General features: G+C 59.5%; 15 protein-coding genes. 3 read left to right on the forward strand and 12 right to left on the reverse strand.

Annotation, left to right across the window (positions count from 1 at the left end):
- Positions 1–52: 52 nt before the first annotated feature.
- The 4 genes from GXM22_RS11065 to GXM22_RS11080 form a co-directional block, all read right to left on the reverse strand.
- Complete coding sequence (locus tag GXM22_RS11065; protein WP_005931230.1) at positions 53–247, reverse strand: DUF3873 family protein; 195 nt, start codon at positions 245–247, stop codon at positions 53–55.
- Between the two features lie 198 nt (positions 248–445).
- Complete coding sequence (locus tag GXM22_RS11070) at positions 446–1,387, reverse strand: AEC family transporter (protein ID WP_005931237.1); 942 nt, start codon at positions 1,385–1,387, stop codon at positions 446–448.
- A gap of 89 nt (positions 1,388–1,476) precedes the next feature.
- A complete protein-coding gene (locus GXM22_RS11075; RefSeq protein WP_005931240.1) occupies positions 1,477–2,841 on the reverse strand; it encodes a sensor histidine kinase in 1,365 nt (454 codons plus the stop codon).
- Positions 2,838–3,557 carry a response regulator transcription factor gene (locus GXM22_RS11080; RefSeq protein WP_005931244.1) on the reverse strand — a complete coding sequence of 240 codons (720 nt, stop codon included), beginning with the start codon at positions 3,555–3,557 and terminating at the stop codon, positions 2,838–2,840. Before GXM22_RS11080 ends, GXM22_RS11075 begins: the two co-directional genes overlap by 4 nt.
- Before the next feature lie 165 nt (positions 3,558–3,722).
- On the opposite strand from GXM22_RS11080, the gene GXM22_RS11085 reads away from it, so the two are divergent.
- Positions 3,723–4,649: an ABC transporter ATP-binding protein gene (locus GXM22_RS11085; RefSeq protein WP_005931246.1), complete on the forward strand. Its 927-nt coding sequence runs from the start codon at positions 3,723–3,725 to the stop codon at positions 4,647–4,649.
- Between the two features lies 1 nt (position 4,650).
- Positions 4,651–5,400, forward strand: coding sequence for an ABC transporter permease (locus GXM22_RS11090; protein ID WP_005931249.1), 750 nt, complete (start codon positions 4,651–4,653; stop codon positions 5,398–5,400).
- 249 nt (positions 5,401–5,649) lie between these two features.
- Here GXM22_RS11090 and GXM22_RS11095 read toward each other — a convergent pair whose 3' ends face one another.
- Positions 5,650–6,855, reverse strand: coding sequence for an IS110 family RNA-guided transposase (locus GXM22_RS11095; RefSeq protein WP_005931251.1), 1,206 nt, complete (start codon positions 6,853–6,855; stop codon positions 5,650–5,652).
- A 286-nt stretch (positions 6,856–7,141) separates the two neighbouring features.
- Between GXM22_RS11095 and GXM22_RS11100 the strand changes: the two genes are divergently transcribed.
- Positions 7,142–7,876 (forward strand): ABC transporter permease, encoded by a 735-nt coding sequence (locus tag GXM22_RS11100; protein WP_005931253.1) that lies wholly within the window; start codon positions 7,142–7,144, stop codon positions 7,874–7,876.
- Between the two features lie 41 nt (positions 7,877–7,917).
- Here GXM22_RS11100 and GXM22_RS11105 read toward each other — a convergent pair whose 3' ends face one another.
- The 7 genes from GXM22_RS11105 to GXM22_RS11135 form a co-directional block, all read right to left on the reverse strand.
- Positions 7,918–9,183 carry a hypothetical protein gene (locus tag GXM22_RS11105; protein WP_005931256.1) on the reverse strand — a complete coding sequence of 422 codons (1,266 nt, stop codon included), beginning with the start codon at positions 9,181–9,183 and terminating at the stop codon, positions 7,918–7,920.
- Positions 9,180–9,383 (reverse strand): hypothetical protein, encoded by a 204-nt coding sequence (locus GXM22_RS11110; protein ID WP_005931258.1) that lies wholly within the window; start codon positions 9,381–9,383, stop codon positions 9,180–9,182. The genes GXM22_RS11105 and GXM22_RS11110 overlap by 4 nt, the downstream gene beginning before the upstream one ends.
- A 3-nt stretch (positions 9,384–9,386) precedes the next feature.
- Positions 9,387–11,258 (reverse strand): hypothetical protein, encoded by a 1,872-nt coding sequence (locus tag GXM22_RS11115; protein WP_005931261.1) that lies wholly within the window; start codon positions 11,256–11,258, stop codon positions 9,387–9,389.
- A 15-nt stretch (positions 11,259–11,273) separates the two neighbouring features.
- The gene (locus tag GXM22_RS11120; protein ID WP_005931264.1) at positions 11,274–11,657 is read right to left on the reverse strand and encodes a hypothetical protein; all 384 of its coding nucleotides are present in this window, start codon (positions 11,655–11,657) and stop codon (positions 11,274–11,276) included.
- A 4-nt stretch (positions 11,658–11,661) separates the two neighbouring features.
- A complete protein-coding gene (locus GXM22_RS11125) occupies positions 11,662–11,874 on the reverse strand; it encodes a hypothetical protein (protein WP_005931267.1) in 213 nt (70 codons plus the stop codon).
- Between the two features lie 134 nt (positions 11,875–12,008).
- Positions 12,009–13,007: a N4-gp56 family major capsid protein gene (locus GXM22_RS11130; RefSeq protein ID WP_082210765.1), complete on the reverse strand. Its 999-nt coding sequence runs from the start codon at positions 13,005–13,007 to the stop codon at positions 12,009–12,011.
- Between the two features lie 98 nt (positions 13,008–13,105).
- Positions 13,106–14,059 carry a ribosomal-processing cysteine protease Prp gene (locus GXM22_RS11135; protein ID WP_035393690.1) on the reverse strand — a complete coding sequence of 318 codons (954 nt, stop codon included), beginning with the start codon at positions 14,057–14,059 and terminating at the stop codon, positions 13,106–13,108.
- Positions 14,060–14,081 lie beyond the last annotated feature (22 nt).

Consider the following 14,081-nt stretch of genomic DNA (forward strand, 5'->3'; position numbering starts at 1 on the left):
ATAAGCTGATTCTCTTACAGCTTATTCCGCAAAGGAGCAGAGGGTGCATTTTTCAGTTGATGTAGCAGCGGTCCTGACCCACCAGCCAGTCCTCGCACAGGCGCTCGGCTTCTTCCACGCTGCGGCTCACACAGCGGAACAGCGCCCCGTTCAGCGAACAATAGGAGTAGCGGACTTTGGGCACACCGTTCGCATCCTTAAACTGTTCACAGCGTTCCTGCCCGGGCATCAGATAAAATGGTTCCATTTTCCACGCGCTCCCCTTATTTTTGTCATGTTATGGCATTTCACGGCACCGCCGCGCAACACCTTGCCTATTGTATCACCATCCGGCGGCAAAGGCTATTCGCCGATTGGACAAAAAGTACCGTGATTCTTCGGCCATGATTGCCATTGACAAGGTGTTTTTCACATTTTGCCGCGGGCGCAGCGGTCGGTCCCACCCTTACACGACCATGCACCACAGCGGGGTTGTGATGAGGGAGAGCACCGTAGAGACCGCCACGCACTTGCTGGCAAAGGCGGAATCCCCGCCGTACTTTTCCGCCAGAACTGCGGTCACACCGCCCATGGGCATGGCAGCCAGCACCACGGAAACACCGGTCACAAGGCTCTCCGCGCCGCAGAGCCTGCAGCCCAGCAGCACCGCCGCCGGGATAAGCCCCAGCCGGATGATGCAGTAGAGAAAGCAGTCCTTATCCCAGAGTTTGCCCATCCGGCTGCTGCCGATGATGGCACCGATCAGGATCATGGAAACATCCATGTTGCAATTGCTCAGGCTCTTGACGGTGCGGCCCAAAAAGCCGGGCAGCGGCAGCTGAGAGGCCATCAGCACCATGCCCACCACGACCGCCAGGATGCAGGGGTGGGTGAATGTTTTCCGCAGCACGGCCCTGCGGTCTGCCCGCATCTCCTCTTTGGAAGCGGGCTTTTCGTCCTGCAGAAAGTAGCTCACGCCCACCGACCACATTGCCACGCGCTGGGGGATAAGGTAGATGGAGCTGAGCAGCAGGCCGCTGCTGCCCCAGATGCCGTCCACCAGTGCGCTGCCCAGAAACGCACCGTTGGAGCAGACCGTGCCATACTGGTAAACGCTCCGCCTTGCAAAGGGCAGCCAGTTGTAGCCCAGGGCACACAGCACCACACAGCCGATCTGCAGCGCCAGCGAGATCACAAGGATCGACGCACTGCTCTTCAGCACATCCCAGCTGAACTCCACCAGAAACGACTGGATGATGTTCGCGGGCAGGATGACATTGATGAGCAGGTCGGTCAGGCACTTGCGTCCCTGCGCATTGATGATGCCCTTTCGGGCCAGAAAAAAGCCAATGAGGGTCAGCAGCGCAAGCTGGCCCTGCAATGTCAGCAGACTTGAGATCTCAGCCATGATTCCTCCTGTGTTTTGCACCAAAAAAAGACTTCTTTGTTCAAAGTATAAGAAATCCGGCCGGGAAAAGCAAGGATTCCGATAACTTTTCAGTCCAGCGGCAGGTACACCACCGCTTTGGCACCGTGGGGGCTGTTCTGTCCGAACACTGCCCTGCCGCCATGGGCGGCGGCGATCTGCTGCACTACATATAAGCCAAGGATATGGGGTGCATTTTCGGCAGGCTCCACAGCGTTCAGTGCCGCCAGAACGGCAGCCGGATAGCCGATGCCGTCATCCGCCACGGTCAGGCAGAAGCGCTCCCCTGCCCGCCGGGTGTGCACGGTAATGTTCACCGGCTTTGAGTTATGCCGGACACTGTTGTTCAGCAGGTTTTCCAGCAGCCGTGCCAGCAGCGCCTCATCCACCGAAAGCACCGTCTGCTCTGCTGGTTCTTCCTGTTCCAGTGTGATCCCGCAGTGCTCCGCCAGCGGGCTTTCGCAAAACTGCGCCACCAGCTGCCGGAACAGCGGCCCTGCCCGGAGGTCTTTCCGGCGCAGGGGTTGGGCACCGTATTCCAGCTTACTGGTCAGGTTCAGGTCATCAATGAGGGTGCGCAGCTTTTCGCACTGGGTGCGGATGCCGGCCGCTTTCTGCCGGGAGCTGTCCGGCAAAAGTGCATCCTGTTCCAACTGCTCCGCCCAGCCTAAGATCAGCGCCAGCGGGGTGCGCACGTCATGGCTGACCCCTGCGATCCACTGGGTGCGGGCGTTGTCCCGCCGGGAAAGCATCTCATTTTTGGCTTGCAGCTGCGCCCCGGTCCGGTTCAGCTTTTCTGCCAGTTCCCCGGCAAAACCGTCGGTAGGCAGCCGGACAGTCTGCCCCTGCGCCAGTGCATCCAGACCGTTTGCCACGGTCTCCAGCCGCTTTGCCCCCCGCCAGCTCAGCCAGAAGCAGAGCACCAGACCCAGCATCAGCAATCCCAGCGCTGCCGCCGGGAGCACCCGCACCATGCTCAGAGCAAAGTCCGGTGAGCTGTAAATGCTGTACTTCCACAGGCTCCCCTTTGGCAGCCCGATGACGAACAGCCCGTAGGGTTCTGTCCAGCAGAACACCGGGTAATCCGCCAGATACCAGCGGGAAAATTTGGCGATATCGCCGGGAGTGTAGGCATGGTTCAGATCCTGCGGCAGGCTGTAGCTCCAGCGGATGTTTCCCACATCGTCCAGTACCATCGCCCACTCGTAGCCGTTCATCCACTCCTGCGGGGTGCGTTCTGTCCCAAAGGCAAGCCCTTCGGCGGTCTCCACCATAGAATCCGCGATCTCGCTGGAGGAATACTCCCGCTGCGGCAGGCGGCAGCTCTCCTGCCAACCCAGCCAGCCCAGCACCGCAACACCGGAAAACAACAGCAGCAGAACAATGCCCACCGCCGCCAGCACATACCGCCGGATCAGGCGCACAAAGGTTTTCATGCTTCTTCCCCCTTTGTCAGCTTATAGCCAATGCCCCGCACCGTCCGCAGAAACTGCGGCGCACCGGGTTCGGCTTCCAGCTTCTCCCGCAGATGCCGGATATGTACACCCAGACTGTTCTCGTAGCCATAGTAATCTGCGCCCCAGACCGCCGCACAAAGGGCATCGTAGGTAACGATGTGTCCCCGGTTCTCTGCCAATTTCCGCAGCAGCGCCAGCTCGGTAGCAGTCAGCGCCAGTGTTTTGCCCTCTGGCAGGGTAACAATGGCATCATTCAGGTCTACGCACCGCTCCCCCAGCTGCAAAGGTGCCGGTTTTGTACGGGACAGCTCTGCCCGGTACGCCCGCTGCAAAATATGCTGCACCCGCAGCAGCAGTTCCTGCATCAGAAAGGGCTTGGTCAGGTAGTCATCTGCGCCAAGACCCAGCCCGAACAGACGGTCGGCATCCGCGTCCCGTGCGAAGAGGAACAGCGCCGGAACGTCCGCTTTTGCCCGCAACGCCCGGAACAGCGAAAAGCCGTCCCCATCCGGCAGGTTGATATCCAGGATCATCAGCTCCGGCTGCTCTGCCGCAAAGCAGGCGCGGGCACTCCCGCAGCTTTGGGCGGTTCTGATATGGCCATATCCTGCGCCCCGCAGCTGCTCACACAGCAGTGCCAGCAGCTCGGCGTTGTCATCCACAAGCAGGAGCTTTGCATCATAAATGGTATCCATAAGGGCAGTTCTCCTTTCCCGCCTTTACTATACCACACTTTTCACGCCGCAGCGGAAAACACCTGCAAATTTAAGGGGAATTTAAGCTGCGCTTCCGGTCAGTTTAAGGCAGCGGGTGTATTCTGGCATCGTTCCGAAAACCATGAATGCGAAAGGAGACCATTTATGAAACCTGTGATTGAGACCCATGCCCTTTGCAAAAACTACCATGGCCGTCCGGTGGTGGATCATTTGAACCTGACTGTCCCGGAGGGCTGTGTTTACGGCTTTTTAGGCCCCAACGGTGCGGGCAAATCCACCACCATGAAGATGCTGCTGGGGCTTGTACACCCCACCGGCGGCAGTGTGGAACTGCTGGGGCACACCCTGAACGAAGCAAACCGCATTGCCCTGCTGCGACAGACCGGCAGTCTGATCGAATCCCCCTCCGGTTACCTGCACCTGACCGCCCGGGAAAACCTTTCCATCGTGGCTGACTTGAAAGACGTGGACCGGAAGGACATCAGCCGGGTACTGGAGATCGTGCACCTGACCAAAGACGCTGACCGGAAGGTGGGGCAGTATTCCCTTGGCATGAAGCAGCGGCTGGGCATTGCCATGGCGCTGCTGGGCAGCCCCAAACTGCTGATCTTGGACGAACCTACGAATGGTCTGGACCCGGCAGGCATTCAGGAGATGCGCAGTCTGATTGCTTCCATGCCCCAGACCACCGGAGCCACCGTGCTGATCTCCAGCCACCTGCTGGGCGAGATCGAGCAGATGGTGGATCAGGTGGGCATCCTGAACCACGGCAAACTGCTGTTCGAGGGTTCTTTGCAGCAGCTGCAAAAGCACAGCCGGGGCGGCATTCTGCTGCGGGTGCTGGACGCACCCAAAGCCGCAGCCGTCCTGCAGCAGCAGGGAGTAAAAGCCGCTGCACCGGCAGACCAGCCGGACACCCTGCAGCTGCCCCCGCTGCCGGACGAAGCGCTGGCGGCACTGGTCTGCACTCTTGCCGAAAGCGGCGTGGGTGTGGTGGGTCTGACTGCCCAGACAAAGAGCCTTGAGGACATCTTCCTCAGCCTGACCCAGACCAGCGGGGAGGTGGCGTAAGATGGCAGCTTTCCGTGCAGAACTGCAAAAAGCCCACCGTCGGCACGACCTTGCTCTCTGCCTGCTCATCCCCGGCATTGTCGTGCTATGGGTGGGTGGCCTTGCCCCGGCAGACCCGGAGGAGCTCGCCAACGGTTACAGCGCCCTGCTTTACAGCCTGCCCGTCATTGAAGCCATTCTGATGCCGGTGATGATGGCAGTGCTGGCCTCCCGGCTGTGGGATATGGAGATCAAAGGCAACACCACAAAGCTGCTCTACACCCTGCAGAGCCGCCGCAGCCTGTTTGCAGGCAAAGCTGTCTTTGGGGTGCTGGAGGTGCTGTTGGTCACGGTGCTGGAGCTGGCCTGTGTTCCGGTGCTGGGGCGCGTTCATGGTTATACCGAAGCCTTTCCCACTGGGCAGCTGGTCTACCTATTCATCTGCACGCTGGCTGTGGACGCAATGCTCTTCTTTGGCGAATTTCTGCTGATGCTGTGGGTGGGCAATCCCCTGCCGGCGCTCTGCGTGGGCATCGTAGGGGCGCTGGTGGGGCTGTTCTCTGCTTTTATGCCGCCGATTGCCAGTTATTTTGTGCCCTTTGGGTACTACATCCCTCTGAGCGCCTACGAAGTGGCGAACTGGGACAAGGCCACCCACACCGTCACCTACGGCACACGCCCCTTCAACTGGGTGCTGCTGGCCTTCACCCTTGCGCTGGGCGCTGTGCTGTTTGCCCTTGCGTGGCGCAAGGTACAGGACGAGACCTGCTAATAAAAGTCAAGTCCTAAAACAAGAAAATTCGCTAAACAACCGCTGCCCATGACAAACAGCATTCAAATGCTGTTCAAAACACAGCGAGGGCGACGGAGGGGATAGCAAAGCAAGCCCAGCCAGCCCTCGCAAAATCAGGATAGCATTTGAATGCTTCGGTTTGTCAAGGGTTCGCTGCGCCAGCTAGGTAGTTCTTTGGATTTAGCTCAGGCTCAAGAGGGGTTATGTCCTAAAAACAAATATCCATGCTTACTGTGAGCATTCAGAGTCCATTACAGCTTTCACTCTAGCATAGTAGATTCGTAAGAACTTGTTGGCCGAAGCCATCATGTAGACTTTGTAGGGTTTTCCTTCAGAACGCTTTTTGTTCATGAACTGAAAAACAGGTTCATCCTGTGGCTGTGTTTGCAAAATAACGGTCATAATTAGAAAAAGCGTCCTACGCAAAACGGCAGAACCAACTTTACTGATTCCTTTGTCGTTTCCCATTATCTTGCCGGAGTCGTTCGGCTGAGGTTCGATTCCAGCAAAAGCAATGAGAGATTTCTTGGAGGAGAAGCGGCGGACGTCTCCAATCTCAGCCATCAACTGAGGACCGAGAGAAGGGCCAACGCCGTACATTTCCATCACGGTATCAAATTCAGGAAGCTGTTGAGAAAGACGGAGCATCTCCTGCTGGAATGCAGCCACTGACTTAGAGACAGCTTTAAGTTGAGCAACCTGTTGCTGAATAAGGAGTTTTGAAGTTGGAGATTTCGGAAGAGAAGTTGCATTGACAGCACAGGAATAGATCTCATCCGATTTTGAGCGAGTGAAATTGTATCTATGCTTCTGACACCATTTCAGATATTTCTTAGCAAAAGCATCCGCGGAAAGGCTTGAAACACACCCGCTGTGCCAGAATTCTCCAATAAAATCGACCCATTTTTCACATCCATTGCTCTTTGCAGGGCTTGAAAATAAATTATTTGCATCCGGAAAGGTCAGGTCAAGAGATGAAATCAGATTATTCTTCAGCATAGTACGAATCGCTACGGCCTGCTGGTACTGGCGATAACAATTCTTCAAAGCCAGCCGGGCCTCATCTTCTGGAAGATACTGCCGCAGCCGTGTCCACTTGTCGAGCGTATAATTGGCGATTTTAACAGCGTCCTTCTTATCTGTCTTAACGCGCCTTAAACTGTTGTTATCGTAGTCATGAATTAGAACAGGATTGACTACGGAAACAAATAAACCCGCATTGTGTAAAACGAAAGCAACTGGTTTGTGGTAATTCCCGGTGGCTTCCAGAACAACGCGGGTCTCTCCGTCCAGAGCTTTGAGCTTCCCAGCCAGATCGTTCAGGTTCTGGGCGGTATGTAAAACTTCAAAGGGTTCGAGTACCACTTCTCCGAAGGAACGCATAACACAAACCATGCTCTTTCCTTTGGAAACGTCAATGCCTACTGCGTTCATGATTTTTCCTCCATTATTTTGTATTTGCAACTGGAATCCATCTTTTACTCGTTGCCGATTCAATCTATTGGGTGACACGAGCGCTCCGCTTGGCGGTGGCTCAACCTGCTTAAAACGAATGCTACAACAAGAGAGATGTCTAACTGTCTCGTCAGCGGACGTGAAAGCCCAGGGAGGTGAACGTTAGCCGATTACTCTCTTATTGTAGCTTAGGAACGAGCTGGAATGGAATATGACTGGCTGCCATATCCGGTTCCAAATATATTGTAATAGGAGGTATAAAACCATGCTGAAACGCTGTATTCTTGCGGAGAACCGCAAACTCCACGCATCCCCCATCTGGGCAATGTTCTTTGTGCTGCCCATTCTTTCAGCCACCTACGGCACCTTCAATTATTTACAAAATCTTGAGATCCTCACCGACGGCTGGTATAGCCTGTGGACCCAGCACACCCTGTTTTATTCCATGCTTTTCTTCCCTGCCATGGTAGCCACCTATGCTGCCTACTTGTGGCGGCTGGAACATCTGGGGCACAACTGGAACCTGATCATGGCAAGCCCCGTACCGCCGCTGGACCTGTTTGCCGCAAAGTTTGCGGTGGTGACAAAGCTGGCGCTGCTGACCCACGGCTTTGTGTTTGCGCTGTTCGTGTTCTGCGGCAAGGTATTTGCCCATCTGCCCGGGCTGCCGCCGGTCACCTTGCCTCTGTTTTTACTGCGGGGACTGCTGGGTGCGTTGGCTGTCATTGCCGCACAGCTGGTGCTGGCCATGGTCATCCGCAGCTTTGCCGTGCCCATTTTTCTGGGGCTGCTGGGCGGCATTACCGGCATCTTTATCAGCTCCAAAGGCTTTGGAATCCTGTGGCCCTATTCCCTGATGCAGCTGGGTATGAACTCCAACAAAAGCGCGGATGCTCTGGTGGGCAGCTACGGGCTGTTTGCCTTCAGCTGCATCTTCTGGCTGGGGACGATGTTCCTTCTGGCATGGCTCCTGCTGAAAAAACGGGATGTCCGGGCATAGCACAAAGGGGAGAGCACCTTCACGGTTGCCCTCCCCTTTTTTCAGCTGTTCAGCTGCTGCATGATCTTCCTGACCTCGCTGCTGGAGTATCCCTCCTTGAGCAGCTGGGTGCGGATGGCCGTATCACTGTGGCCCTGACTGCGCATCCTCGCCGCGCTGTACGGCACGGTGCCGCCGCTGGAAACGCCGCTTTTGCCCACCTTCAGGCCGGTGTCACCCGTCAGGCTGCCGCGCTTCGCCGCTGCATCGGCGCTGGCTTTTTCGGCAGTCCGGCTGGCCTTTTCCTGCTTGGCTGCCCACTGGCTCTTGCTCAGGTCCAGCCGCTCTGCCGCAAGGGCATTGCTGACCTGCTGCTGGCGGAGTTTGTCCTGATATTCCTGCTGCGCCTGCTCGTTTTTGTACTGCTGCTGTGCCAGCTCATCCTGCCGCAGCTGCTCCTGCATTTTCTGTTTCCATGCCGTGTCGGCCCGTTCGGCTTCATAGGCGCGGTTGCCCGCATAGATGTTGTACCCGGTGTTCAGCAGGCTGCCTGCCATGCTGCCCAGACCCGTGGTGCCGGTAATGGCCAGCTGGGCCGCATCGCCCAGAAGGCCCAGCACGGTCATCACATTGTTAAAGCCCTGCTGGCGGCGGGCCGCCTCCTGCTGTTCCTGTGCCGCGTAGTAACCGTACAGGCTGTCCAACTGGCCCAGATAATCCTGATAGCGCCCGTAATCCTGGGTGTAAGCCGTGTTGTAGGCATTGCCCTTTTGTTCCAGCTGGGTGTAGTAATCCGCCAGCTCCCGCTCATACTTCTGCTGGGCATTCTGCTCCTGCCCGTTCAGCTGGTCGATCTGCTCCACCAATGCATCGCCGCCGCTCTGGTAGGTATCCAGCGCCAGCCGGTACAGCGTGGGGATGGCCTCGCTCAGTGCACCGATCTGCTGCTGGTATGCCTGCCGGGCCGCACTGGCCGCGTAGCTGGAACCATAGCCGCCGGTCAGGGCAGCGGCCTGCGCCGCCGCGTCGGCACTGGCGTTCTGGGCATTCTGGGTGTACAGCTGGGCGTACTGGCGGTACAGTGGGTCGGCACCGTAGCTGTAACTGAATTCCTTCCGGTCCAGCAGATCCTCCATCAGGCCGTCAATGCGGCCCTGATAGGCGCTCTCGTAATCGCCAGGGCGGTTGGCCTGCCACTGCTTCAGGTCGCTGGCCGCGTCTGTCACCTCCTGCGAGGGCCGGTACTCTGCCGAAGCCAGCGCGTTTTCCACATCCTGCCGGTTTTTCAGCCCGCCTGTGGTGTACTCCTGCTTCTTTTTTTCGCTCATGTCTCCTCCTTTCCCAAACTGCCGGAAAGCCTGCCCCGCAGCTCCTCCGAGAAATTCTCCGTGTCCAGATTGCAGAGCACATACTGCAATTGCTCCTGCATCTGGTACAGATAATTCCGCAGGGCCCGGGCATCCTCCGGGTCCATATTCTCACTCAGCCTGGGCAGGCCGATCTTGCCCAGGCCTGCAATGCTTGCCATGGTTCATCCCTCCAGTTCCATCCAGTTTCCCTTTGCCCCGCTGAAGGTCTTGGCCAGGCTCCGCAGGGTGATCTGCCCATAGCCCCACAGCCGCAGCCGGAGCGAGGCGCACCGCCGGGGCACAAGGTGCAAATCACAATTGCGGCGCGGGCCCTCCACTGTCAGGGCAGCGGCGTTCTCCCAGGGGCCGCCGTCATAGCTCACTTCCACAGTCACCCGGCTCCTGCAGGCGGCATCCAGCCGCAGCGTCAGCCGGGATAGGTACCGCTCCTCGGGGCTGTCCAACCCCAGATCTCCGGTGGTCAGGGCAAACTCCACGCCCTGTTCCGTTCCCTCGCTTCTCTGCCCTGCCGCTTCCCGGCTGGGATCAGCGGCCCAGAGCGCCCGGCCATCCCAGAGATAGAGCTGCCCGCCGGTGCTGGCCATCTCAAAGGAGCAGACATCCTCCTCGTGCCAGAGGCCCCGCTCGGTATCATAGACCAGCAGACGCACCTCGTTTTCCCGGCTGACATGCAGATAATACCGGCCATCCAGCGCGCCGCCCACAGCCTGCTTCACATTGGCAAGCCGCCCGGCATCCAGCGCCGCCGACACCTTGGCCGGGATGCTGCCGTCCCACGCCATCACGCCGTCGGAGGAGAGATAGTACAGCGTCTCGTTTAGCACGCAGAGACTGCGGGCCGCGTTTCTGGCCACGCCCCGGCAGCGCAGGGAGCTGAGCTGGAAATCCGAGGGCTTGGAGCCGTAGAGCTTGTGCAGGGTGTTTTCCTTGAAGAACAGCGCATAGCCCATGCAGGTGGCTGCGCCGGTAAAGGGGCCGTCGCTGCCCACGGTCACAGCATAGCTGTCTGCCGCGATGCCCCGGTAGGAGAACCAGTTGGTGGGGTCGCCCAGCTTGCAGGCGTAGATGACATTCTCGCTGCTGGAACAGCCCCACACCCGGTTGTCGCATTCGGTCAGGTACTCAAGATCGGGCACCCGGCGCTCCACCTTCACCCCCTCCGCCGGGAAATACTCTTCCCGCTGTGTGCCGTCCATGCTCACCCAGACAGCACTGCTGCCATTGTGGACAAGCCTGCCGTAAAAATGTTCACCGCCCGGGTCAGCCCGCAGGCGCAGGGTGGTTTCGGTCACACCGTACACGATGCGGTCGCCGTCCAGCCCGGCCCACTGGCCTGCCTGTTCAGCCCCCGTACCGGTCAGGGTCACGGTATCCCACACCCGGAACTCTGCCCCGATGCCCTCAGCGGTCACAAGGCAGTAGTCCAGCGGGATCACCGTCCAGTTGCCCGAAGCCTCGCTGTATACCTCCAGCGTATTCTCTGCGGAATAGGGCTTGTCCGGCTCGTTCAGCTTCAGAAACAGCTGGCCGTCCTGCGGGTGTTCCGGCTCCTTCGTGCCCTTGTCCTTCACCTCGTAGGTATTCCCCGAAGCATCACAGGGCGCAAAGCTCACGCTCAGGCTTCCCGCTTCCCAAGCAGCACCCAGCGGGGCCGCACTGCCGTCTGCCGTATCGAACGCCACCTTGTCCGGAAAAATCAGGATCTTTGTTCCGATGCCCACCATCGTCTTGCGGCTGTCTGCCACGGCATTTTTCACGGTGACGGGCTGGGCCGGGGCCTCGTCCGGGGTATAAACCAGGTCCTGCCCGCAGACGGTCAGCAGACCGTTCAGGTGATACATCCCGTTCAGCCCGGCCAGCTCCTGCAGCCTGCGGCGGGGCAGCCGGGTGCTCAGGGCCGGGAAATCCCGGGCCGAAAAATTCATTCCCCCGCTGTACTCAGCCTCGGTGCAGCCGTAGGTCTCGTTCAGGCCGCCAAAGGCCCGCAGCAGATCCCGGGTATTCTTCACACCGGTCCGATTTGTCAGAAGCATCCACTTTCCTCCCTTTCACCACCGCCACTGCGCACCGCGCTTCGGCTTTGCCCGCCGCCGCAGCCAGGCGCTCAGCTCAGCCAGAATGCTGTTATACCGGGCCTGCTCCCCGGCGTAACGTTCCGTCTCGCCCAGGGCAGCATCCAGCTTTGCGCAGAGGTAATGCGGGTAGAGCGCATCAAAAGGCACGGGTACCAGCAGCTCTACGGCATCGTCCAGACCGCCCTCCGCAGGCCAGGCAAGGTCCGCCCCCACTCCGGCCCGCAGCCCGCAGCCGGAGAACAGCAGGGCCCGCAGCATCCCGTCCTCCTCACAGAGCCAGCGCTGCCGGGTGCGGCTGTCCACCTTGCAGCCCGGCCGCAGTTCCTCGGCCCGTTCCAGAGCCTCTCCCACCGTCATGCGCTCACCCCTCGATCCTCTCGGCGGCGGCAATGCGGGCGGCGGTGCGCTCATCCTGCACCTGGCTGTGTTCCAGCACCTCTGCCACCTCGGGCGGCACTTCCACCTCCACGCCACGGCGGATCTTATAGCTCACGCCGTTCACACTCACAAACAGGTCGCCTTTGTACCGGCTGTTGTCCTTGAACAGCCGGATCCTTACGTTTTTCTTGTCCATTTTTCATCCTTTCTGCCCTCTGTCGCAGGGGCACTGCCTTTTACGCCTCGCCTAGTTTCGTTCATCCAGCAGGGCTTGCCCGGTTTGCCAAGGGCTCCCCTACTGGGGGAGCTGGCGCGAAGCGCCTGAGAGGTTCAGTTGGCACTCGCATTCTCCGAATAACTGGATACGCTCTCAATGCGCACCATGTACTGCTCCACCAGACGCTCGGCGGCGCGCATCCCTTTCCAGCCCACGGAAGCGCGCTGGTTCAGCGGGTCGTCGCCATAGCCCAGCTGCTTGACGATGTGTTCCAGGCCGCCGCCCTCCAGCTCGGTCACACCGTAGGCATGGGCACCCAGCACCAGCGTGCCGAACACGGCCAGACCGCTGGGACAGGTGGTGTCCTTCCAGATCTTGGCCTCGCTGGTCTCCACAAAGCGGATGTTGCCCAGCTTGCCGATCTCGCCGCGGTACATGGTCTCAGGGTCAGCATACTTGTGCGCCTCAATGAATTCCCTGCAGGTCTTCAGGTCATAGGCGGCATAGGGGTGGATGATGGCAATGTAGCTGTCACCGATGGGATCCGCGTTCATGGCACCCAGCTGCGCCGCCGCCCGGAAGAACAGCTTCGGGGTCAGGGTGCAGGTCTTGTCCAGCTCCTTGCGGCTCTTCACCTCCGTTTCGGTGCCGTCTGCATTCTGCTTGGGGGCATACAGCACATTGGTGCCGCCCGCCAGCACATCACGGGTGATGCTGTCCATGGTGCGGCCCGCCTGGCTTGCCAGCACACGGGTGGCCTGCACCACATTGTTGTCGATGGCGGTCATCTGCAGCACGTCAGTCAGCGGGGTCCAGCCGCCATACTGGTGCAGGTCGCTGGTGATGGTGGTCACGTTCAGGGCCTGACCGTCCGGGGTCACGCCCTCGGTCAGCGGAGTGGAAGCCTTGGGCAGGCTGTCGTACTTGCGGAACTCGATGGTCTTGCCGCCGTTCTGGGGCACAGGATAGTAATCCGCAAACTGGTCATGCACCAGCCGGGGCTCTGCCTGGTCGATGAGGCGCTTCTCGTAGAAGGTCTTCATCTCCGGGGTCATGGTGGTGGTGGAGTTCAGGGGAGTTTCGGCAAACAGCTGAATGTTGAAGTTGTTCATAGTCATTATCCTTTCTTTCATTGATTTCAAGCTCCCCCTTCGGGGGAGCTCCGCAAGGCGCTGGCAAAGCCAGACCGAAGCGGTGAGAGGGTTTTCCCTCAAAAACTGATCTTTGCACCATGGAGCGCCTGACGCTCCAGCGCTTCCCGCTGGCTGCGGGTCATCCGGTTCACATCCGCACCGGTCACGGCGGCGCTGCCGGGGTGGGTGCCGTTTTCAGCAGGGCGTGCCCCGCGCTGGCGGATGCGCTCCACCACGCCCTGCTCCACGGTGCGGGCAGTCTGGCGCATGGCATCCCCGTAGTGGGCCAGCCGGTAGGCATCCAGCATCCGCATCCCGGGCAGCTGCATCAGACGGCGCATCTCGGGGTCCGCCAGCTCCTTTTGCAGGGAAAACTCCGGCACTGCCCGGCGCATCATGGCCTCCTCCGCAGCCCAGCGCCGGTGCAGAGCATCCACAGCCTGGCTTCCCGGGAAACGTTTTGGCAGCGCAGGGCGGGGCGGTTCCTGTTCCTGCCCTTCTTCCACCTTGACCGGTTCGGTCTCTTTCACCTCCTTCTCCCCCTCCGGGGCGGTCGTCTCCTGCCTTGCGTCCGCTTTTTCACCGGGCTTCATGGTACCCGATGCCACAGCCTGCTGTTCCTGGGCCGCGCTCAGGGCAGGGGCAGCCGCTTCGCCGCCGCCAGCAAACAGCTGCAGGTCCATCATCCCCTGCTTGCCCCGGGCACTCCGGTCGGCAAAGCAGACATTGTCCGGGTAGCGCTCTGCCAGCAGGGCAAAGCCCGCCTTGGCCAGCTCAAAGGCTCCCTCGACCCATGCGGTACAGGGCCGGGCAGCAGTCACCGTCAGGCGGGGGCCATCGGGCTCGTCAAAAGCATCGCTGTGGGCGTTTTCTTCGCCCGCCAGCAGGCTGACCAGTGCTTGCATCAGGGTGCTGACACCGGCGCACACGATATCCTGCCCTGCCGGGGCATAGCCTGCATGGCCCGCCGCCTCCAGACGCATGGCCGGGCCGTAAGGGCCGTCCAATTCCGTATAATTCACCTTGATCATTTCTGCCTCCTTCTCATGTAAA

It is taken from the genome of Faecalibacterium duncaniae (genome assembly GCF_010509575.1).
Taxonomy (GTDB): domain Bacteria; phylum Bacillota; class Clostridia; order Oscillospirales; family Ruminococcaceae; genus Faecalibacterium; species Faecalibacterium duncaniae.